The organism is Halocola ammonii, from assembly GCF_049334165.1.
Taxonomy (GTDB): Bacteria; Bacteroidota; Bacteroidia; order Flavobacteriales_D; family Sanyastnellaceae; genus JBEGHD01.
The window spans coordinates 1-21,576 of the sequence record NZ_JBEGHD010000004.1 but is presented as its reverse complement, the minus strand read 5'-3'; the positions used below and the strand labels follow the sequence as shown (position 1 = coordinate 21,576).

General features: G+C 45.5%; 13 protein-coding genes. 4 read left to right on the top strand and 9 right to left on the bottom strand.

The genetic code is table 11. The features are described from left to right. Nucleotides 1–47: 47 nt before the first annotated feature. The 3 genes from ABHV44_RS05145 to ABHV44_RS05135 all read left to right on the top strand — a co-directional run bounded on the left by ABHV44_RS05145 (nt 48) and on the right by ABHV44_RS05135 (nt 4,671). Entirely contained in the window at nt 48–2,255 is a 2,208-nt protein-coding gene (locus ABHV44_RS05145; RefSeq protein ID WP_459073591.1) for a DUF1573 domain-containing protein, read from the top strand. 124 nt (nt 2,256–2,379) lie between these two features. Then, nucleotides 2,380–4,056 (top strand): glutamine--tRNA ligase/YqeY domain fusion protein, encoded by a 1,677-nt coding sequence (locus tag ABHV44_RS05140; protein ID WP_459073590.1) that lies wholly within the window; start codon nt 2,380–2,382, stop codon nt 4,054–4,056. A gap of 141 nt (nt 4,057–4,197) precedes the next feature. Continuing rightward, nucleotides 4,198–4,671 (top strand): hypothetical protein, encoded by a 474-nt coding sequence (locus ABHV44_RS05135; RefSeq protein WP_459073589.1) that lies wholly within the window; start codon nt 4,198–4,200, stop codon nt 4,669–4,671. Between the two features lie 58 nt (nt 4,672–4,729). Here the strand turns inward: ABHV44_RS05135 and ABHV44_RS05130 are convergent, their stop codons facing one another. From ABHV44_RS05130 to ABHV44_RS05090, 9 genes are all read right to left on the bottom strand, one after another. Beyond that, nucleotides 4,730–5,779, bottom strand: a complete 1,050-nt coding sequence (locus tag ABHV44_RS05130; RefSeq protein ID WP_459073588.1) for a hypothetical protein — start codon at nt 5,777–5,779, stop codon at nt 4,730–4,732. Between the two features lie 7 nt (nt 5,780–5,786). After that, nucleotides 5,787–7,517: a gliding motility-associated ABC transporter substrate-binding protein GldG gene (gene gldG / locus ABHV44_RS05125; RefSeq protein WP_459073587.1), complete on the bottom strand. Its 1,731-nt coding sequence runs from the start codon at nt 7,515–7,517 to the stop codon at nt 5,787–5,789. Nucleotides 7,518–7,683: 166 nt separating this feature from the next. Continuing rightward, the gene (ligA, locus tag ABHV44_RS05120) at nt 7,684–9,699 is read right to left on the bottom strand and encodes an NAD-dependent DNA ligase LigA (RefSeq protein ID WP_459073586.1); all 2,016 of its coding nucleotides are present in this window, start codon (nt 9,697–9,699) and stop codon (nt 7,684–7,686) included. Next, the gene (locus ABHV44_RS05115; protein ID WP_459073585.1) at nt 9,689–10,369 is read right to left on the bottom strand and encodes a hypothetical protein; all 681 of its coding nucleotides are present in this window, start codon (nt 10,367–10,369) and stop codon (nt 9,689–9,691) included. Before ABHV44_RS05115 ends, ligA begins: the two co-directional genes overlap by 11 nt. 43 nt (nt 10,370–10,412) lie before the next feature. Then, a complete protein-coding gene (gene prmC / locus ABHV44_RS05110) occupies nt 10,413–11,282 on the bottom strand; it encodes a peptide chain release factor N(5)-glutamine methyltransferase (RefSeq protein WP_459073584.1) in 870 nt (289 codons plus the stop codon). Continuing rightward, nucleotides 11,279–11,653 (bottom strand): methylglyoxal synthase, encoded by a 375-nt coding sequence (locus tag ABHV44_RS05105; protein ID WP_459073583.1) that lies wholly within the window; start codon nt 11,651–11,653, stop codon nt 11,279–11,281. The genes prmC and ABHV44_RS05105 overlap by 4 nt, the downstream gene beginning before the upstream one ends. Before the next feature lie 42 nt (nt 11,654–11,695). After that, nucleotides 11,696–13,081 carry an alpha-amylase family glycosyl hydrolase gene (locus ABHV44_RS05100; protein ID WP_459073582.1) on the bottom strand — a complete coding sequence of 462 codons (1,386 nt, stop codon included), beginning with the start codon at nt 13,079–13,081 and terminating at the stop codon, nt 11,696–11,698. A gap of 4 nt (nt 13,082–13,085) precedes the next feature. Next, nucleotides 13,086–15,911 (bottom strand): DNA gyrase/topoisomerase IV subunit A, encoded by a 2,826-nt coding sequence (locus ABHV44_RS05095; protein ID WP_459073581.1) that lies wholly within the window; start codon nt 15,909–15,911, stop codon nt 13,086–13,088. A gap of 51 nt (nt 15,912–15,962) precedes the next feature. Further along, nucleotides 15,963–17,831 carry a DNA topoisomerase IV subunit B gene (locus tag ABHV44_RS05090; protein ID WP_459073580.1) on the bottom strand — a complete coding sequence of 623 codons (1,869 nt, stop codon included), beginning with the start codon at nt 17,829–17,831 and terminating at the stop codon, nt 15,963–15,965. 356 nt (nt 17,832–18,187) lie between these two features. Between ABHV44_RS05090 and ABHV44_RS05085 the strand changes: the two genes are divergently transcribed. Continuing rightward, on the top strand, nt 18,188–21,576 hold a 3,389-nt coding region (locus ABHV44_RS05085), incomplete at its 3' end, for a trypsin-like serine peptidase (protein ID WP_459073579.1).

Genomic DNA, 21,576 nt, shown 5'->3' with positions numbered 1-21,576 from the left:
TGAAGAGTTTTAGTGAAAGTAGTAATTTGAGTTGCTATCTTCGCCTCATGCGGTATTCGATAATTGTTTGGTTGCTATTCATGCCTCTGGTAGTTTTTGCTCAAAAAGCTTCCACCTGGATAGAATCTGGAGATCAGGCAATGGAAAGAGGTGAGTACTACACTGCAACTCAGCGCTACCACGAGGCCTGGCTCCTCGATTCCACTAGCTTCGACCTCACTGTAAAATATGCAGAAGCACTGAGGCTCAGCAAGCAATATCAGGAAGCCGAGCGACTTTACGACAAGGCATACCACAAAGACCGCGGAAGAATTTTTGAAAAAGGACTCTTCTATTTGGCTGCGATGCAAAAACTGAATGGCAACTACCGCGAATCTTTGAGGAACTTCAAACGCTACCACCGACAGGTACGAAGAGAAGAGGAGACTTACGAATTCAAGAAAACCGAGCAGGAAATAGAATCCCTTCTATTTGCAATGAACGCCAGGTTAGATTCGGGTGAAGTTGAAATCAGGCACATCTCAAGTTCAGTCAACACAGTGAATGCCGAGCTAGCTCCCTTTCCAGGACCCGATAGCACCCTTTACTTCGCTCGGCTAAAGACGGGAGCAGTCGATTCTGAGTCGTTGCCAACGGCAAAAATTTACGCCAGTCAAATGGCCTTTGACAGGTTCGGAGAGCCACTTCTACTCGACTCTAGCATCAATCGCAACGGATACCACCAGGCAAATCTCACTTTCACACCTGACGGGAAGCGAGTTTATTTTTCGAGATGTGAAGGCCAATCGAACTGCCAGATTTTTACAGCTCAGAAAAATGGTGATAGCTGGACAAACATCCATTTGCTGGAAAGTGTGAATGCTGAAGGATACAACTCGACAATGCCTCACTTTTCTATGATCGGAGAAAATGGTGTTCTCTTTTTCGCATCAGATCGCCCCGGTGGAGAAGGTAAAATGGACATTTGGTACAGTCAAGGTGAAGGCACAGATTTTTCTAAACCGAAAAATGTTGGACCAGTTTTAAACTCCATCGACAGTGAAGTCGCGCCATTTTATCTGGATAATAAACTCTACTTCAGTAGCGACTGGCACGAAGGGTTTGGCGGATTCGACTTATTCTTCTCCGAGGGAAGGCCCGATAAGTTTCAGCAGCCAATCAATCTCGGTGAGCCACTAAATTCGAGAGTTAACGATCTTTACTACACTTATTCAAAAGAGTGGAACGCAGGATTTTTGGTAAGCAACAGACCTGGGTCACTCCACGACAAGGGAGAGACTTGTTGCACAGATCTCTATGCTTTTTCTTACACCGACTCTACCGAAATCGACACAAGCGAATACGCCAGCCTGGAAGAGCTCAACGACTACCTTCCTGTTACACTCTACTTTCACAACGACCGGCCAAATCCTGCAACCCTGGACACAACCACAGAACTGACTTATCTTCAGACTTACGAAGATTACCTTTCACGAAGAGAAAACTATATCAATCGCGTTTCTAAAGGCCTAAGCGCTGAGGCGAAAGAGGAAAAGGTGCACGAGATGGAAGAGTTTTTCTCCCTCTTCGTGGAGAAAGGAATGGACGATTTGAATACGTTTATTTCGCTGCTGGAAAAGGAACTTGAAGATGGAAAAGAGGTGGAACTCGCCATTCGTGGTTTTGCCAGCCCCAGAGCCAAATCTGACTACAACGAGCACCTGGCGAAAAGAAGAATCAACAGCCTTGTAAACTACCTTCGGGAATACGAATCTGGGAAGCTCCTGCCCTATTTTGCTGATTCCGCAGCTTCTGGTGGTAGTCTGGAAATCATTGAAATCCCATTTGGTGAAACCAAGGCCGCTGCAGATGTCAGCGATGAACTGCAAGATGAAGATCAATCCATCTACAGTGTTGCCGCCTCTCTCGAGAGGAAAATCGAAATCATGAGCGTTCAACGCGACACAAACAAGGTTGAAATTTCCGAAATTGATCTCGGTGACGTGCCTCCAGAAATGGCCATCCCATTTACCTATTCGCTATCAAATAGTTTTGTAGACACCATGTCCATCGATTCGGTGATCGTCTCCTGCGATTGCATAAGCGGTTCTCTCCCTGGCGAATACATTTCTCCTGGCGATACCCTGGAGTTTGAGTTTTCTTTCAACTCTGAAGGTTACAGGGGTGAAGTATGGCGCAGAGTACTTTTTTATGTAAATAATCAACCAGAACCAAGAGTTTTGGAAATTCGCGCTTTCGTGAGAAGAGAAGATTAGCAGCATTAAGCATTTCTTTTAGATCAATAGTGAACTCTTCGTGCTGGAATTCGCGCAAAAGATGCGATCAATTGGGGTAATCTTATTTACTTTGCTCCACGAAAAAGCATAATCACACAAACTCATGAGCAATCCGAATACGGGATCGAAAAACTTCATCGAACTGCGAATAGAAAAAGACCTCGCAGAAGGCAAACACGAAACCATAAAAACGCGTTTCCCGCCTGAGCCGAATGGCTTCCTGCACATTGGTCACGCGAAAAGTATTGTCCTCAATTTCACATTGGGCCAGCAATACAACGGTTCCACAAATTTGCGATTTGATGACACTAACCCCGTGAAGGAAGAGTCTCGTTATGTTGAGTCGATAAAGCGCGACATCAAATGGCTCGGTTACGACTGGGGCGAAAATGAGTTTTATGCATCCGATTATTTCGACAAGCTTTACGATTATGCTGTAGAGTTGATAAAGAAAGGAAAGGCCTACGTTGACGACCAAAGCGTTGAGGAGATAAGCGCTACGCGCGGAACTCCAACTCAGCCCGGAACTGAAAGTCCTTACCGCAATCGATCTGTAGAAGAAAACCTCGACCTGTTTGCACGAATGAAAGAAGGTGAATTCCCGGACGGATCGAAAGTCGTACGGGCCAAAATCGATATGTCATCGCCAAACATGCACATGCGCGATCCGGCAATGTACCGGATCAAAAATCACCCACATCACCGAACAGGCAACAAGTGGCACATCTACCCGATGTATGATTTTGCTCACGGTCTTTCCGATTCTATCGAAGGCATCACGCATTCACTCTGTTCGCTTGAGTTTGAGGTGCACCGACCGCTCTATGATTGGTTTTTGCGAGAGTTGAACACCTTCCCATCGCAACAGATTGAATTTGCCAGATTGAACCTTAGCTACACGATCATGAGCAAGCGAAAATTGCTCAAGCTCGTGGAAGAAGGAGTTGTAGAAGATTGGGACGACCCGAGGATGCCAACCATCAGCGGATTGAGAAGACGAGGCTACTCCCCTGCTTCTATCCGAAATTTTGCTCAGCGAATCGGTGTGGCCAAGAGAAACAACGTGATTGATGTTTCGATGCTTGAGCACAGCGTTCGCGAAGACCTGAATAAAACAGCGCCAAGAGTTATGGCCGTTCTCGATCCGCTCAAGGTTGTGATCACCAACTATCCGGAAGGCAAAACCGAAGAGCTGGAAGTTGAAAACAACCCAGAGGATGAGTCTGCTGGATCGCGTATGATGCCATTTAGTCGAGAGATTTACATCGAGCAAGACGACTTTATGGAAGATCCACCAAAAAAGTTTTTCCGCCTCGGCCCTGGCAGGATGTCTCGTCTTAAAGGCGCATACATCATCGAATGCGAAGACTACGTGAAGGATGAAAAAACCGGCAAAATCACTGAGCTCCACTGCAAGTATTTCCCCGAATCGAAAAGTGGCGAAGACACCAGCGGACTTAAGGTGAAAGGAACCTTGCACTGGGTTTCTGCCGAGCATGCGATAGATGCTGAAGTGCGACTTTACGACCGACTTTTCACAGAAGAAGATCCAGAAGCAGACAAGACTAAAACCTTTATGGATTTTCTGAATCCAGACTCATTGCAGGTTTTGAAGAACTGCAAGGTTGAACCGAGCCTCAAAGCCGCTAATCCGGAAGACCGCTTTCAGTTTCAGCGACTGGGCTACTTCTGTGCAGATCGTGACATGAAAGATGAAAATCTCATTTTCAATCGAACTGTGACGCTAAGAGATACGTGGGCTAAGAAGTCAGGAAAATAGATTTTGAAGAGAATTTAATCCCACCCATTTAAAGCCCGACCGTTGTCGGGCTTCTTTTTGTTCGGTCGGTCGAAAAGTTGAACAAAACTCTATGTGGCGAGAGTTATCTATCTTTGAGGTTGAAAAACAAAAGAATTAAGCATGAAGACGTTGTTAAATTTTTTGGGAGCCGCTGCATTGATCGTGGCTTTTGCGGGATGCGAAGAAGATGAAGTTTTGGACAAAATGGTGATCAATGGAATCACGACAACCGAACTTCCAGATACCAATGACGATGGCGAACCTTGGGACAGCGATGGCACCGAGCCAGATTTTTTCCTGATTATCAAATCGAACGGTACCAATCTGGAAACTACCGAAATCATGAAAGATACACTTGCCTCTTCTGAACTCAACTTCACAGAAGGGTTTCCTATCTCCATCAGCAACACCCGTGATGTTGTGGACATCGACATTTGGGAAAGCGATGCTGGCGAAGAAGACGATGAAGACAGCGACTTTGTAGGAAGAGTTAGCTTTATCCCCGACTTCTACACCGATCAGCCAACCATCGTTCAGGCAAAAGATCTGGAGGATATTCGCGTTGTCGTTTCTACAAGCTGGGAATACAAATAAAAAAGCGACCTAAAAATCCTTTTAGATCGCCTTCCAATATTTTTAATCTCAGAAATTGTCAGGAAGGCAATTCCTGAGGAATGAAGGAAGCAATGTTTTGCAGCAGGGGATCGAAAACAAATCGCTGCACCACTACAATTTCTCTTCCCTTAATGTGACCGTACATCCGATCGAGATCGTACTCGGCAAGTTCGCCATTTGGCAAGTACTGCTCTTTTACACTCGGCTTGTTGTACAGATCAATTTTCTTGGCCTGTCCACTTTTGTCTGTTACTCTCACCGTGTAGGCAGGCACAGTATTCAAAAGTGAATCTTCCTGCGCTTCGGAAAGGTAATTCATGAAAGACTCAGCGTGCACTTTTTTGTAGAGCAACATGTAATTCTTTACTGCTGATGTATCAAAGTTTTCTACGTACTGATCGCTCATGGTGTGGTAAAGCTTAATGTCGTTACCAGATCCATAGTCAATTCTAAATGACTGAGCTGGGCGCTCGTGATTTCTCACGTCAATTTTGCTGATGTTTAAGTCTGGATAGTTGAATACCCCAGTGAATCGCCAGTCCATTTCATCTGTGAAAAAACGAGAGGCCAGGTGACCGCTAAAGCCTTCCATGTGAGTGATAAAGGGTTCTGGACTTCTTCCTTCTCCGGGAATTTCTAAAATCATGTAAGTACCAAAGTGATCTGGAGTAGCAGAACCGACATAGTAAATCTTTGAAGGCTCCTCCTCATAATTCTGATAGATCTCTACCTTTTTTCCCGAACCAGAAATAATTTTCAGTACAGTTTCTTTTGCCGGCTCTGGTACTGGGCTTTTCACTTTGATTCGATCAAATGTTTTGAGCAGTAAAGTTGTGGCATCTTCTCTGGCGAGATATTTTCCATTGAGATCCCAAAGCACATCGCCTTTTTCTCTTTCAAGAGTTACAGAAGCACCTGACTTGTCGGTGATAAAAATCTTAGTCACCGTTGAAGTGTCTTCGATGGCGAAATCAGTGAGAGGATTGCTGGAGAGAGTGCTGCTTCCTGAATCGGAAAGCCAGTAGGCCACTCCAGAAAGCGCAGCCAACAACACCAAAATACCGAGAAGTAGTAAATTCTTTTTCATATAAAATCTATGTAAATCTTCTTTTTCTTATCACAAACTGGACTACGCCAAAAATAACAACCAGCAAAATCGGTACAACCATATTGATCGTTTGCCACATTGTTTCTTCTGCTATGATTTGCTCCTGGTCGAGGTTTCGCAACTCAATTGAGCGAGAACGAACCGCAATCAACGACTCGTCATTGAGCATGTGGTTGAGGCAGTTCATCAAAAACTCGCTGTTGTCGTAAATCACTCGTTTGGCGTATTCATCGTAGCCCAACGGCTGAATCATGAGTCCCTCGCGTGTTCTCTTCACCCCATTTCTAATCACGTCTCCATCGGATATCACAACCATTTTCGAGTATTTCGAACTGTCTCTGAATGCAATGTCAGGATCGTTCAAAAGCGTGTCGGGCAAGCGATTGGTGAAGTTTGAAGTAAACTTTCCTTCCATCAAAACTCCCATCAACTGGTGAGGGTTGTTGTTTTCTCTGAAGTTGGGGTTGATCCCAACAATGTTAGTGCTGATTCGCACCGGTGCTTTCATCGTTCTCGAATAGTAAGAGCTCGCTAGCAACGGAGTCTTCTTGATCAACGGAGAGGCATTCACAGTATCAAGGCTACTTGCGAAAGTCAGTTTTATGGGGTCCAGGTTATTGACGATCGGGTGAGCAGTGTCGTGTGGAATGACAAGCGGACTGTAAAACCAATCGTAGAGCTGGACATTTCTCATGTTTCCTTTTGGACCACCATCGAGAGCAATCATGGCGCAGCTTCGGTCGATAACAATATCTCTATTGAGCCTGGCTCCGTAGTGGAAAAGTTGATCTTCCAGTCGGGTGTCGTTTGTGGTTCCCAGGAAATTCATTTTTTGCCTCAAGCTGTCCATGTCAGCATTGATCGGATCTACGAGCCACATCACGTTTCCTCCATTCATGATGTACTGATCGAGAATCAATTTGTCTTTATCGCTAAATGCGGAGTCTGGCTTGGCAATGATGATTGCTTCGTAGTTGAGAATACGATCGGGGATGCCATCCACTTTCTTTGTGAGAGCATTGATATCACCGTCAATTGTCGTTCGCTTTACTGCATAAAACTCTTCGACAGCACGAGTGAAGTCTTCTACCTCTGGCTCAGGCAACTCGCCATGACCTTCGATAAAAGCCACCCGCGGTTGTTTCTTTCTTTTCACCCGACTGATGGCACTCGTGAGCTCATACTCGATGTTATTCACCGAGGCATTGATCATTTCATTTGTCGGATCGGGATTTTGACTTTTGAGAAACTGTACTGCTGTTTCTTCGCCTTTGTAAGTGAGCAAAGCTCCTGGCCAAATTTTAAAAGCTTCTTGTACGCCCTGACCTTCGTTGTAGAGCATTGTAAACGACAAGCCTCTTTCGTACAGAAGTTGCTCGACATCGCTTATGGTTTTTCGATCGCCACTTTCGTAAGGGTCAATGAACTCGTACTGCACATTTCCTTCGCTGACATCGTGAAACTCATCCAGCTTTTCTCGCACTGAACGCTCGAGTCTTTTGTACTTTGCCGGGAAGTCGCCTTCCAGGTAGACTTTAACAAACACGACATCTTCCAGCTCTTTGAGAGTTTCTTTAGTGGCATCGGTGAGCGTGTGTCTGTTTTCTTCGGTGAGGTCGAACTTGGTGTAGGCAAAAGAACTTAGAAACACCACTACAGCCGCAATCCCCAAAATTAGGATGGCCTGGATAATGTCGTCTCGTTTCGTTTTGGTCATAATCTGCTTTGGGAATTCTACTCTTCTTTTCGCTTCAGAACGCTAATCACAGCGCATTATTGACCCGCTAATGTAGGTCAAAAGATCGTAATGAAAATGGGGGCTTTTGCCAAATTCTGTTGTTGTTTTCAAATCTATAAAGATGCGGGCTTTAATCTATTGAATCTCAGTCTAGCATTTCTATAAAATCATCTTCCGAAATGATGGACACACCCAGCTTTTCGGCTTTCTCCTTTTTGCTAGGTCCCATGTTTTCCCCGGCTATGAGAAAATCTGTGCTTCCTGATATCGAACCTGTGTTTTTACCTCCGTTGTCTTCAATGGCTTTCTTTAGTTCGTTTCGTGAAAACTTTTCGAACACACCACTAATCACGAATTTCTTTCCCCCTAGCTTATCACTTGCCGACTCGAGCTCCTTTTCGTCAATTTCGAAATTTAGACCGTATTCCTCCAATCGTTCGATCATTTTTACATTCGACTTGTCTTCAAAAAAGTCGATGATGCTCTGGCTGATGCGCTCGCCAATTTCATCCACCGCATTTAATTCCTCGAAAGAAGCCTTTCGCAAATAGCTAAGCGACTTGAAGTGTCGCGCCAATTTCTTCGACACCGTTTCCCCGACATAGCGAATGCCCAGAGCGTAGAGCACTTTTTCAAATGGCTGCTTCTTTGACTCCTCGAGGCCTTTCATAAGATTGTCGACCGATTTCTCAGCGAACCGCTCCAGCTTTAGCAAGTCCTCACGATCCAAAATGTAGAGGTCGGCTGCGTTTCCAATTAGATCCTTTTCAAAAAGAACTTCGATGGTTTCTTCGCCCAGTCCATCAATATTCATCGCTTTCCTGCTGATGAAGTGCTCCATCTTTCCCTTGATTTGAGGAGGACAACCGTACTCATTGGGACAGTAGTGCAGCGCTTCACCTTCATTTCTTTTGAGCGCTGTACCACACTCAGGGCAGTTTTTTATGTATTCAAAAGGTTTGCTCTTCGGATCTCTTTTGGAGAAATCCACGCCAACAATTTTCGGAATGATCTCTCCTCCTTTTTCTACAAAAACCTGGTCGCCTTCACGAATGTCAAGCTTTTCAATCTGATCGGCATTGTGCAGCGAAGCTCTTTTTACTGTAGTGCCTGCAAGTTGAACCGGCTCGAGATTTGCCACCGGAGTAATGGCTCCTGTCCTCCCCACCTGGAATGTGATTTTCTCCAGCTTAGTGCTTCCCTGCTCTGCCTGAAATTTGTAGGCGATGGCCCAGCGTGGGGATTTCGCTGTCATTCCGAGCTCGTCCTGCATGCGGTAGTCGTTGACCTTAACAACGATTCCGTCAATTTCAAAAGGAAGTTCGTGGCGCTTCTCAGCCCAATAGTCGATGAACTCCTGAATGCCTTTGATGTCCTTCACAAGAGCGATGTAGTTCTCTTCCTTCGGAGGGACTTTAAAACCCCAATCTCTGGCGTTAAGGATGCTTTGAAAGTGGTTGTCGAACTTTAGATTTTCACCGTAAAGTCCGTAAAGAAAGCAGTCTAATTCGCGATGTGCAACAACTGATGAATCCTGTAGCTTGAGCGTTCCGGAAGCTGTGTTTCTGGGGTTGGCGTAAGCCTCTTTGCCGGCCTCAGTTTGTTCTTTGTTCAGCTTCGCAAACTTCTCCAGAGGAAAGAAAATCTCTCCGCGAATTTCAAAAGAATCCGGGTGATCTCCAGTGATCCGAAGTGGGACCGTTTTGATGGTTCGCACGTTGGTAGTCACGTCCTCACCTTGCGATCCGTCCCCTCGCGTGACGGCTTGTTTCAGCTCACCGTTTTCGTAGCGGATGCCGATTGCCACTCCATCGTACTTCAGTTCGCAAACGTATTCAACTTTTCCACTCACGTTTTTCTTCACGCGGTTTTCCCAGTCTACAATTTCCTCCTGGCTGTAGGTATTGCTCAGGCTCAACATCGGATATTGATGCTCGACTTTCTCGAATTTATCGGTGATATCTCCACCTACTCTTTTTGTAGGCGAGTTTGGATCAGCCAAATCGGGAAACTCTTCTTCGAGCTTCTCGAGTTCTTTCAACTTCATATCGAAGTCGTAGTCCGAAATCTCCGGATCGTTGGCTACGTAGTAGAGATGGTTATGGTGATGGAGCTCTTTGGTGAGTGACTTTATCTTTTCCTTTGCTTCGCTAGTATTCATGTTTTACATCTTTATCGAAAATGCTGCGGGCTAATTTACCAACTCTCACTTTCAATTTCACCATGTAAAACTCACCTGTAAAAGCAGGCTCCACTGCTTCAGGCGTTTGCGGCATCAATCTGTAACCCACTCCTCCTCCGGCAGAGAACCACCAGAAAACATTGTAGAAACCGGTGAAAGCTCCCTCAACAGGAGTCACCCAAATTTGATCAACTGGCTCGTATTCCGTGCGTTCGTTTTCTCGCATTTCCACATCGATGTTTCCAGAACCAAGGTGAACCGCTCCTGCAAACTCCCATTTGGGTGAGAAAAATATAACGCGCTCGTAGTAGGCCGTACCATAGTTGAGACGGTACTTTGAATCTCCGTCAAACTGCTCGCTTGTGAGAAGCTCAATAGAAAACCAGGGGTTGGTCATTCCGTAAACTCCAATCCCAAAGCGATGGACTCTTCTGTATTCGAGTCCTGCACGAAAACCAAAAATTCTGGAGTTTCCGCCTCCGTCAAAAGAGTTTCTGGCATCCAGATCAAAATCGAATCGCCACTTCCTAAAGTACTGGTTGAGTGGCTGCTGCCCAGCAATAGTCCACACGGTGTCCCAATTTTGGGCAGATGCAGAGCTGGCAAAAGCGACTAGCAGAAGTGATACAAAGGCGATCTTCTTGATCATAAGATGTGCAAAATTACTGCAAAAGATTTGACTGTGAGTAGTTTCAAACGGGTTTAACACCCATTATCATACGTGGTTTTTCCTGCATATCCAATTTTAGTTCCACATTTTCAAATCCTGCAGATTGCATGATACTTTCTACTGCCTTGTCATTCGATTCGTGGATTTCAAAAAATAACATCCCGCCTGGTTTTAAGTTGACCAGAGCGTGATTCACAATCCGGTAGTAAAAGATGAGTTCGTCCTGATCGTCTACAAACAACGCAACGTTTGGTTCGTTGTCGTAAACCAAAGTCGACATTTCCTCTTTGTCGCGCAGTGGAATGTAAGGCGGGTTCGATACAATCACATCAACTGGCTGCCCGATATCCGCTGTCTTCAGTGCATCCTGCAGCACAAACTCAACTTCTAATTCATTTGCAGCTGCATTTTCACGTGCTACTTTCAGTGCTTCTTCAGAAATGTCGGCTCCGTAGACTTTGGCCTTCGGGATGAGCCTCTTAAGACCGAGGGCGATGCATCCACTACCAGTGCCCACATCGAGAATCACTGGACTTTGGTCTTTCAGCGAAGCACCAATCCAGTGAACGAGCTCTTCGGTCTCTGGCCTTGGGATAAGCACATCGCGATTGACTTTTATTTTGAGGTCCATGAAATCAGTAACTCCCAAAACGTACTGCACTGGCTCCAGCTTCAGCAGCTTTTTTAGGGCAAAATGAACTTTCAGGATGTCGCTCTCGCTGAGCCTTTCATCGGCTTTTACCGTGAGATCTGCTCTCGAAAAGCCCAGAAGTTCAGAGAAGACCAGCGCAGTGATCTGTTGTACTTCACGGTCTACGTAGAGGTTCTTTAGAGACTCTCTAAAGTATTTCGCTAAAGTTCCGAGTGAGTTGTCTGGCAATTTGGTATTCATAAATCGCTCAGCATTCCTTTAAAAACCATCCTCGCACTGGCGGGATTCGTGCAGAGCGCAACATCGTAGACATCGCAAACTCGCATCAGCATATTTATGTCTGGTTCGTGAGGGTGCTTGTCTAGAGGATCTCTAAAGAAAAGAACGAGCTGCACTTCTCCTTCGGCTACTCGTGCGGCAATTTGGGCGTCACCTCCGAGCGGTCCGGATTTTAAGCATTCAACTTCGAGTCCTGCGTTTTTGGCGTGCTGTCCGGTGTTTCCAGTTGCAATGATGTCGATGTCCTTGCGCTTAAACAAATCGATCTGATCCATCAGGAACTTCACCATTTCGGCCTTTTTGCCATCGTGGGCAATAACTGCGATTTTCATGCGGACAAAAGTAGTAAAACCTCAAGAGGGATTTTATGACCCTTATTTTACAAAAACCTGATATCCGTAAGGAGGTAGCTTCACATCACCCTCAGTGAAAATGCTGAGCATTTCGTTGTTAAAAATAGATTGATAGGTGCCATCGAGCGATTGCTCAAAATCCACATCTGCAGGTTGGTCGGAAAAGTTCAGGATGACCACCACTTTGTTTTCGCCTTTGGATCTGGAAAAAGCAAAAAGCGCCTGATCTTCAGCTGTAGTGAGGCGCTCGTATCTCCCTCCTTTCAAACCACTCCAAAGAGCGCGATTCTCGTGATGCGCTTTGATGAGTTGGCTGTAAAATTCTGAATAAAGTGCGTTGTTGAAATCAATCGAGTCTGACTCAAAAGGCGGACCTTCGATCTCGGCACTAACTTCCTGCCCTGTAAACATCACTGGCATTCCCGGAAGAGTAAACATTAAAATCCCAACGAGTTTGTGAGCTCTGCCAAATTGATCTTCGAGACTTCCTTTTCTCGTTCTAATTACATCATTTGTAGCATACAGCTCACGATAAGCATTTAGAGGAAAATCTCGTTCGTGCTGCTGGATAAAAAGGTCGATTGCCTCGGGAGGAAAATTACCGCTGCACACTTCAAGTAAAGTTTCGTGCAGCCTTGGAGTAGCTGTCATGTCGAAAGCTTCGCCATGAAAAGCAGGGTCGGAACGATCAGTTGCCATAAAAAACTGTTTTTCATCAGCTCCAATAGTCGCTCTCAATTTCTCCCAGAAAGTCAGCGGAGCCAATTCGGAAGCTGTACAATAAAACCCATCAACACCAAAGTTTTCCAGCCAATAGCTCCAGGTGTCAGAAATCAGCTGAAGCGTTGTGTCGTTCGTAAAATCGGTGTTCACCACCCCACTCCAAAACCTCGTCTCAATTTTTCTTGCAAGTGAATCGTTGAAGAGCTGAGGATAGTCTTCTGCCCAAACACTTTCAGAGCTTACTTGTCCAGAAGGCCATGTCAGTAAAATTCGAATTCCACGACTGTGACATTCTACCGAAAGGTTCTGAAAGTCAACGTCTGTTCCAAATGCCTCGTCAATTTTTCGAAAGTCGGTGAAAGCTTTAAAATCGTGAAGGATTGTATCGGTGATCAACTTTGATTCAAAAATCGGAGGTAAAACCAGGTAGTCAATTCCGAGTTCTTTTAGCCTCGGAAGATCTTCTACCAAACCATTTAGATCTGCTGTGGTACTTTGATCGTAGAGGTCAACCCGGTAACCAACAGCATTGTGTGTCCAATCTGCATGTTGCATCACCTGCGACTCCACCGTAGGGCCAACTTTTCGCACTACCGAAGTGTATTCTTTCGGACCTTCTCCATCGCAAGCTGTCAGCAAACAGATTGTCGAAATGAAAAGAGCTATGAGTGAAAAGTATTTCATTCCATTACTCGTCAAAGAGTGTGGGCTGACTAGAATCATTGTTCTTGTTCCTCTTTACTCCCGAGTGTTTTTCTTTCTTCGGGTTTGTATCTACATCCAGCTCAATGGGTTTTGAAACCTTATCTGGAGCTCCCAACTCTTGTTTCGAATCATCATCTTCTTTCCTTTTCTCAACGGACGAGGAACTGTTGTTTTCATCTTCATCAGAATCTTCAGACTCGTCTTCGCTCTCGCTCTCATCCGCTGGTTGAAGGTGTTCTTCCTTAAACTCCTCCCAGGCTTTCTCTTCGCGCTCTTCGTCTGCCTCTTCGAGCGTAACTTCCGTAACCGGCAGGTTGGTGAGGCGATTTCCCTGAGCTTTCAGGCCTTTCACCGAAATAAACTCTGCGAGATCTACCAATTCATCGTCCTTGTCGCGGGTGATCTTAAACTTCTTGTTGTACCGAACACGTGCAATTGGATGGAAAAGTGTAGATACCACATCCAGCTCTGAATCTTCATGATCTGAAATGAAGGAAACAGCCTTTGTAGCCGGCTCAGCAAGGAAACGTTTTACAAAATGTTGCTCCTTTTCACCATCGTAGTAGACTGCGCTGATCGGCTTTTCTGGAATCCATTTTTCCAGATGAATCATATGATCCTCAAAGTGAGTGGAAAGATCGAATCCAATGATTTTGTATTCTCCAGAATCGAGTAGAACGATAATCTTATCGTCCGGCTGGAAGTCACCCAGAAAACGTCCTCGTCCATCTGAGTTCAATCTTCGAATGGCTTCATCGTACCAAATCTTTCTCGCTCCGAGAGTTGAAACGCCTTCTTCCTTCAGTTCAACTTTTCTCACCGGATGCTTGGTCACCAGGTTTCCTTTTGCACCTCGACCTTTGATGGCCAACTCGGCAAAGTCGACTTCCAGTTTCAGTTTCTTCAGTCGCTGGATGTGCTTTAAGAACACGGTCACCACTTCGGCTTCTCCGTTCGGGTTGGCTGTGAAGTAAAGAACCTGTGTTTTGGCGTCTCCTTTGGCTATTCGGTATTCCTTGTCGCGTGTGATAGACGTCACCGGGAAGCGCTTCATGAAAGTTTTTTTGGACTTCCCATCGGTGTAAATCATGTTGTAGATCGTGCGCTTGTCGCCTCTTTTCCAAACCTGAGCGTGGATAATTCCCTTGCCGACAAAAGCCTTCGGGCTCACTTTGGTCACCTGCATGATTCCATTTTCGCGGAACACGATGATGTCATCGAGATCAGAGCAGTTGCAAACGAACTCCGATTCGGTTCTTTTCATGTTCGTGCCGATGAAACCTTCGCTGGCGTTCATGTACAATTTAGTGTTGCGCACTGCCACCTTAGCTGCATCGATGTTGTCGAAAAGCTTGATTTCCGTTTTTCTCTCGCGGCCTTTACCAAATTTGTCTTTTAATCGCTTAAACCAGGCAATCGCATAATCCGTGAGATTGGCCAAATCGTGTTTGATCTGCTCCATCTCTCCCTCGAGAGCAGCAATTTTTTCATCTGCTTTGAAGCTGTCGAATTTTGAAATCCGCTTGATTCGAATCTCAGTCAGTCGAGTCACATCTTCATCTGTGACCTCTCTCACCAGGTGTTTGATATGCGGTTTCAATCCTTTGTGGATCGCCTTTAGGATTTCATCCCAGGTTTCACACTCCTCAATATCGCGATAGATTCTGTTTTCGATAAAAATCTTTTCGAGCGATGCAAAGTGCCACTGCTCTTCCAACTCGCCTTTTCTGATTTCAAGCTCCTGCTTGAGTAAATCTTTAGTGCGGTCGGTAGACCTTCTGAGCATCTCATTTACACCGAGAAACTGTGGCTTGTCTTCATCGATAACCGTGGCGTTGGGAGCGATCGACACTTCGCAATCGGTGAAGGCGTAAAGTGCATCAATCGTTTTGTCGGGAGAAACAGCGTTGGGCAAGTGGATCATGATTTCCACGTGCTCTGCGGTGTTATCTTCAATCTTTTTTACCTTGATCTTCCCTTTGTCGTTGGCCTTTAGGATAGAATCTATCAGCCCAGAAGTTGTTGTTCCAAAAGGAATTTCGTTGATCACAAGAGTCTTCTTGTCCTCTTTGCGAATCTTGGCTCTCACTTTAATCCGGCTTCCTCTCAGCCCTTCGTTGTACTGAGAAAAATCAGCCATCCCACCTGATGGGAAATCAGGAAGAATATTGGTTTTTTTCCCTTTTAGAAGGTCGATTGAACCATCGAGAAGCTCGTTGAAATTGTGCGGTAAGATTTTGCATGCGAGTCCAACAGCAATTCCCTCACCGCCCTGCGCGAGCAAAAGCGGAAATTTCATGGGAAGCGTAAAAGGCTCTTTTCCACGTCCATCGTAGGAGGCGAGCCACTCAGTAGTTTTCGGATTAAAAGCTACCTCGTTGGCGAACTTGCTCAATCTAACCTCAATGTAACGGGGAGCTGCTGCGCGGTCGCCAGTAGCCTGATTCCCCCAGTTACCCTGGCAATCGAGGAGCAAATCTTTTTGGCCGAGCTGCACCATGGCATCACCAATAGAGGCATCACCATGTGGGTGATATTTCATGGTGTTTCCGATGACGTTCGCCACTTTGTGAAAGCGCCCGTCATCCATTTCCTTTAAAGAATGGAGAATCCTACGCTGAACGGGCTTCAATCCATCGTACACGTGGGGAACTGCACGTTCCAAAATTACATACGAAGCGTAATCGAGAAACCATTCGTTGTACATTCCCGAAACCTGAATTACATTTCCCAGGTCATCGGGTGTACCCGTGTCATTCACTTCCTCATTATTTTCAAGCTGGTCATCGTCCTTCTCTTCTTCTGCCATGGATCGATTAAAATAAAATTAGTCATTCATAGAAAGTCGAACTTAGCTCCCTTATGAAGCTACAAGCTCTTCCTGCTCTTCGAGCGAATCTACTTCAATTTTCAAGTTGTTAATGATAAACTCCTGACGGTCGGGCGTGTTTTTACCCATGTAGAATCTGAGCAATTCACTGATCTTAGATTCTTTCCCGATCACCACAGGGTCGAGGCGAATGTGCTCACCAATGAAATGCTGAAATTCGTCTGGTGAAATCTCACCCAGTCCCTTGAATCGCGTGATTTCTGGTTTTCCCTTGAGCTTGTCTATCGCTCTCAGTTTTTCTTCCTGAGAGTAACAATAAATCGTTTCCTTCTTGTTTCTCACTCTGAAGAGTGGGGTTTGCAAAACATACACGTGCTCTGCTTTTACCAACTCAGGGAAAAACTGCAGGAAGAAAGTGATGAGCAATAGACGGATGTGCATTCCATCGACATCGGCATCAGTAGCAATCACGATCTTGTTGTAGCGCAGTCCTTCCAAGCCATCTTCGATGTTTAGAGCTGATTGCAGTAGATTGAATTCCTCGTTTTCATAAACCACTTTTTTCGTCAGTCCGTAGCTGTTGAGAGGCTTACCTTTTAAACTAAAAACCGCTTGTGTAGCCACATCTCTGGCCTTGGTGATCGATCCCGAAGCCGAATCACCCTCAGTGATAAAAAGAGTAGTTTCTTCAGAGCGCTCGTCTTTTTTCTTGTCGAGATGGATTCTGCAGTCGCGCAGTTTTTTGTTGTGCAAGCTGGCTTTCTTAGCTCTTTCTCTCGCAAGCTTTTTGATGCCTGCCAGATCTTTCCTTTCTCTTTCGCTTTGCAGGATTTTCTTTTGAAGCGCATCAGCAACTTCCTGGTTTTTGTGCAGAAAGTTATCGAGTTCTCTTTTCAGGAAGTCGTAGATGAAAGCACGAATCGATTGCCCATCGGGCGCAATCTCTGTTGATCCGAGTTTTGTCTTTGTCTGTGACTCAAAAACCGGCTCCATCACTTTCACGGAAATTGCAGCAGTAATCCCCTGCCTCACATCCTGTACATCGTAGTCTTTCTGGAAAAAGTCGCGAACCACTCGAACATATGCTTCGCGAAAAGCACCCTGGTGTGTTCCACCCTGAGTGGTGTACTGTCCGTTCACAAACGAGTAGTACTCCTCTCCGTAGTGCGGTGCATGCGTGATAGCCACTTCAATATCTTCTCCTTCGAGATGAATTATCGGGTAAATTGGCTCGGTAGACATGTTGTCCTGCAACAGGTCCTGAAGTCCGTTTTCCGAAAAGTATTTATTACCGTTGAAATGGATTGTCAGGCCTCTGTTCAAATAAACGTAGTTCCAGATGAGGCGTTCAACGTGTTGAATCTTGTACTGATAGATCGGGAAAATCTCCGGGTCAGGAGTGAAAACTACTTTGGTTCCCTTTCTCCTCGAAGTTTCTTCAATCGGTGCATCAGTGGTTTTTTCTCCTCTTTCAAACTCTGCTAGTTTAATCTGCCCGTCCCTCACCGACTCTACGGCAAATTTCGATGAAAGAGCGTTTACAGCTTTGGTACCCACACCGTTGAGACCGACCGATTTTTTGAATGCTCTGGTGTCGTATTTTCCACCGGTATTGATTTTGGAAACACAGTCAACCACCTTCCCGAGCGGAATTCCACGACCGTAGTCGCGAACTTTCACAACATCGTCTTTAATATTAACTTCAATGGTCTTGCCATGACCCATCACAAACTCATCGATGCAATTGTCCATAACCTCTTTCAGCAATACGTAGATTCCATCATCAGCAGAATTCCCGTCACCGAGTTTACCGATGTACATTCCAGGTCGCATTCGAATGTGTTCTTTCCAATCGAGCGAGCGGATATTATCTTCCGTATAATTCACTTCCTCTGCCATAAACTATTGATTTTGTTACCCTCTGAGAGCAATGCCGAGTGGATCTCAACTATTCATAGAGTTGATTCGACCCGCTAAAATTAGAAATTAACAGGCATTTGATTGGCGCTGGTGAAGGTCATTTATTAACAATGCTATCAACGATCTCAAAACCAGCACAGCTCCCAATTGATGCAGAAGGTGGTGCAGTTCCCGATAATTCGCCAGTTGCAAATTGAGGATAAAAATCCAATCCAGAGGCGAAATGACTGTGGCTGAGTGAACTCTATTCCCTATCTTTGAAGATGAGAGTGTCGTTATTTCTCGACACTCTTTTTTAGTCTAAGAACCGATTATTACTTACTAACTAACCTTTTATGCGATTTTTGACTTCCGCATTCGTGTGGATAATTCTGTTTTCTATAAGCCATTTTTCAGCTCAGGCTCAAATCAGCAGCGGTGGATTACCGCTCTCATTTACATCTGAACTGCCCGGTAAACAAAGCATTCCGACTGAAAGGATGCCAGATTTCGATTTGGAAAAACTCAAGGCTGAAGACGAAGTTCGGGAGCAACACAAAGACATTCCTTTCCGCTTTGCGTTTCTGCACGAAGTAGAGTTTTCATTATCAAGTCACGGTGAGTGGACTTCACTTGAAAACGGAATTGACGTTTGGAGAATTCGCATCATTTCTGGAGGAGCACATTCGCTCAATTTCACCTACAAAAATTTTAACCTTCCGAAAGGATCGAAACTCTTCGTTTTAAATCCGCAGACCAGGCAGTACATCGGTGCTTTTACTGAGAAGAACAACAAGTTTGACGGGATCTTCTCAACCACCCCGGTTGCAGGTGATGACATAATTCTTGAGCTTCAGGTTCCCAGCCATCTGAAAAGTGAGGCTTCGATGACGATAGCCACTGTCGCCCATGATTACAAAGGTATCTTCAAACTCGCTGCGGGATTCGGAGATTCTGGTGCATGCAACAACAACGTGGTTTGTCCGCTTTGGAACCCATGGGATGACCAGATTCGCTCAGTGGCACTGATCACTACAAACTTTGGTTCTGCCATTTGTTCCGGTTCTTTAATCAACAACACGGCAAATGATGGCACACCTTATTTCCTGACTGCCAATCATTGTCTGGTTGGGAACCCTTCAACCTGGAATTTTATTTTCAATTACGAAAGCCCCAATTGTAACCCTTCTTCTAATGGTTCTTTCAGTAACTCAATATCAAATGCTACGTTGCTTGCCTCTGGCGGGTCAGCTGATTATGCCCTAATGCAATTGAGTTCTACTCCTCCCTCCTCCTACAATGTTTTTTACGCAGGCTGGGACGCCACGGGGAACACTCCTCAGGAGCAAGTCGGAATTCACCACCCGAGTGGAGATGTGAAGAAGATTTCTCTTGATGATGACAGTGGGTTGAGTGCTGTTTGGGGCGGTGCACAAACCTGGCGTGTTCAAAACTGGGAAGATGGCACCACAGAAGGTGGCTCCTCGGGATCACCGCTTTTCGATCAAAACAAAAGAATTGTAGGTCAGCTCTATGGCGGCCAGGCTGCTTGTAACTTCAACTTCAACGACTACTATGGCAAGTTCAGCGTGACTTATCCGAATGTTTGTCAGTGGTTGGCTCCAGGTTGCAACACTTTAGTTTTAGATGGTTACGATCCCGACCCAGACGATCCTGATGATGGCGGTGGCGACAACGGAAGCGGCAACCTACTTGACCTGGGAGTAGCTGAAGTTGTTGAGCCAATTGGCAACACTTGCATAAATGAAATTGAACCTCAAGTTGTTATTGAAAACTTCGGTGATGTCACAATTACTGAAGCGGATATTGTCTACAGCTTTGATGGAGGTAACGATCAGGTGTTGGCCTGGACAGGTTCTCTGGAGGCAGGAGAAACAGAATTGGTCACACTTCCAACTATAGTTGTGAATGCTGGAGGCCATACATTTTCTGTAGATGCTTTAAATCCAAACGGATTTGTAGATCAAATTCCATCCAACAATGGTGAAGACACTGATTTTACAGTAGGTTCCGTGGAATACACTATGGAAATTATTACCGACCAATTTGGTAGTGAAACGTCATGGGAGCTTAGAAATATTCAAGGCCAAGTAGTCGCTCAAGGTGGACCTTATGAAGATCAGGCAAGTCCTGGTGAGTATCCACAGCCGATTGAGACAGTTTGTCTAAGTACAAGTTGTTATGGTCTTTATGTTTTTGATCAAGGTGGAAACGGGATGTGCTGTAGTGCTGGAAATGGTTCTTATACTTTTACTGACAATCAAGGAAATGTTGTTGAATCAGGCAGTAATTTCGGACCTTCTGACGTAAACACCATTTGCCCAGATGGACCTATTCCCGGTTGCACTGATGCCTCCGCTTGCAACTTTGACCCCGATGCTACTGAAGACGATGGTTCGTGCATTTTGATAGGTGATAGTTGCGATGATGGCCTCGCCTCTACCTCGAATGACACGATCAATGAAGATTGCGTTTGCGAGGGGACAGAGGCCGTTCTCGGTTGTACGGATTCGAACGCCTGTAACTACGACCCCAACGCTGAAGAAGATGACGGTTCATGTTTATTTACAGGAGACTCTTGTGATGATGGAGATGCCACCACGGGGAATGATATCATCACAGAAAACTGCGAGTGCGAGGGTGAAACGGTTCCAGGCTGCACTAATTCGAATGCATGCAACTACGACCCGAATGCTACAGTCGATGATGGTTCTTGTCTGATTCAGGGAGAGTCCTGTGATGACGGAGATCCGACTACGGTTGGTGATTTGATCAATTTCGATTGTGAATGTGAAGGAATCGTGGTTCCTGGATGTACCGATTCAAACGCTTGCAATTACAATCCGACCGCCTCTGTTGATGATGGCTCTTGCCTTTTCACGGGAGATTCTTGTGACGATGGAAACCCAGAAACGGTGGACGACACCATCGATGAAAACTGTCAGTGCGGTGGCAACACCGTTCCTGGATGTACCGATTCAAACGCTTGTAATTACGATCCGAACGCAACTGTAAATGATGGTTCTTGCCTTTTCACAGGCGATTCCTGTGATGACGGCAATGCTACGACAATCAACGATGTGATCACCGAAAACTGCGATTGTGAAGGCGAAACAGTTCCAGGATGTACTAACATCAACGCCTGTAACTACAATCCTAACGCTACGGTGAACGATGGCTCTTGTCTGATCGTTGGTGAAACTTGCGATGACGGAGATCCTTCTACTGTCAACGATGTGATCACAGCAGACTGCAATTGTGAAGGTGAAACCATTCCGGGCTGTACTAACATCAACGCCTGTAACTACAATCCTAACGCTACGGTGAACGATGGCTCTTGCCTTTTCACGGGAGACTCCTGTGACGATGGAGATCCTGAAACGGTTGACGACACCATTGATGAAAACTGTCAGTGCGGTGGAAACACGATTCCTGGATGTACCGATTCGAACGCTTGTAATTACAATCCTAACGCTACAGTCGATGACGGTTCCTGCCTGATCGTTGGTGTAACTTGCGATGACGGCAACGCTTCGACAATCAACGATGTAATCACCGAAAACTGCGAGTGCGAAGGTGAAACGGTTCCGGGCTGTACTAACATCAACGCTTGTAACTACGATCCGGATGCTACGGTGAACGATGGCTCTTGCCTTTTCACTGGAGACTCTTGTGACGATGGAGATCCTGAAACTGTGAACGACACCATCGATGAAAACTGTCA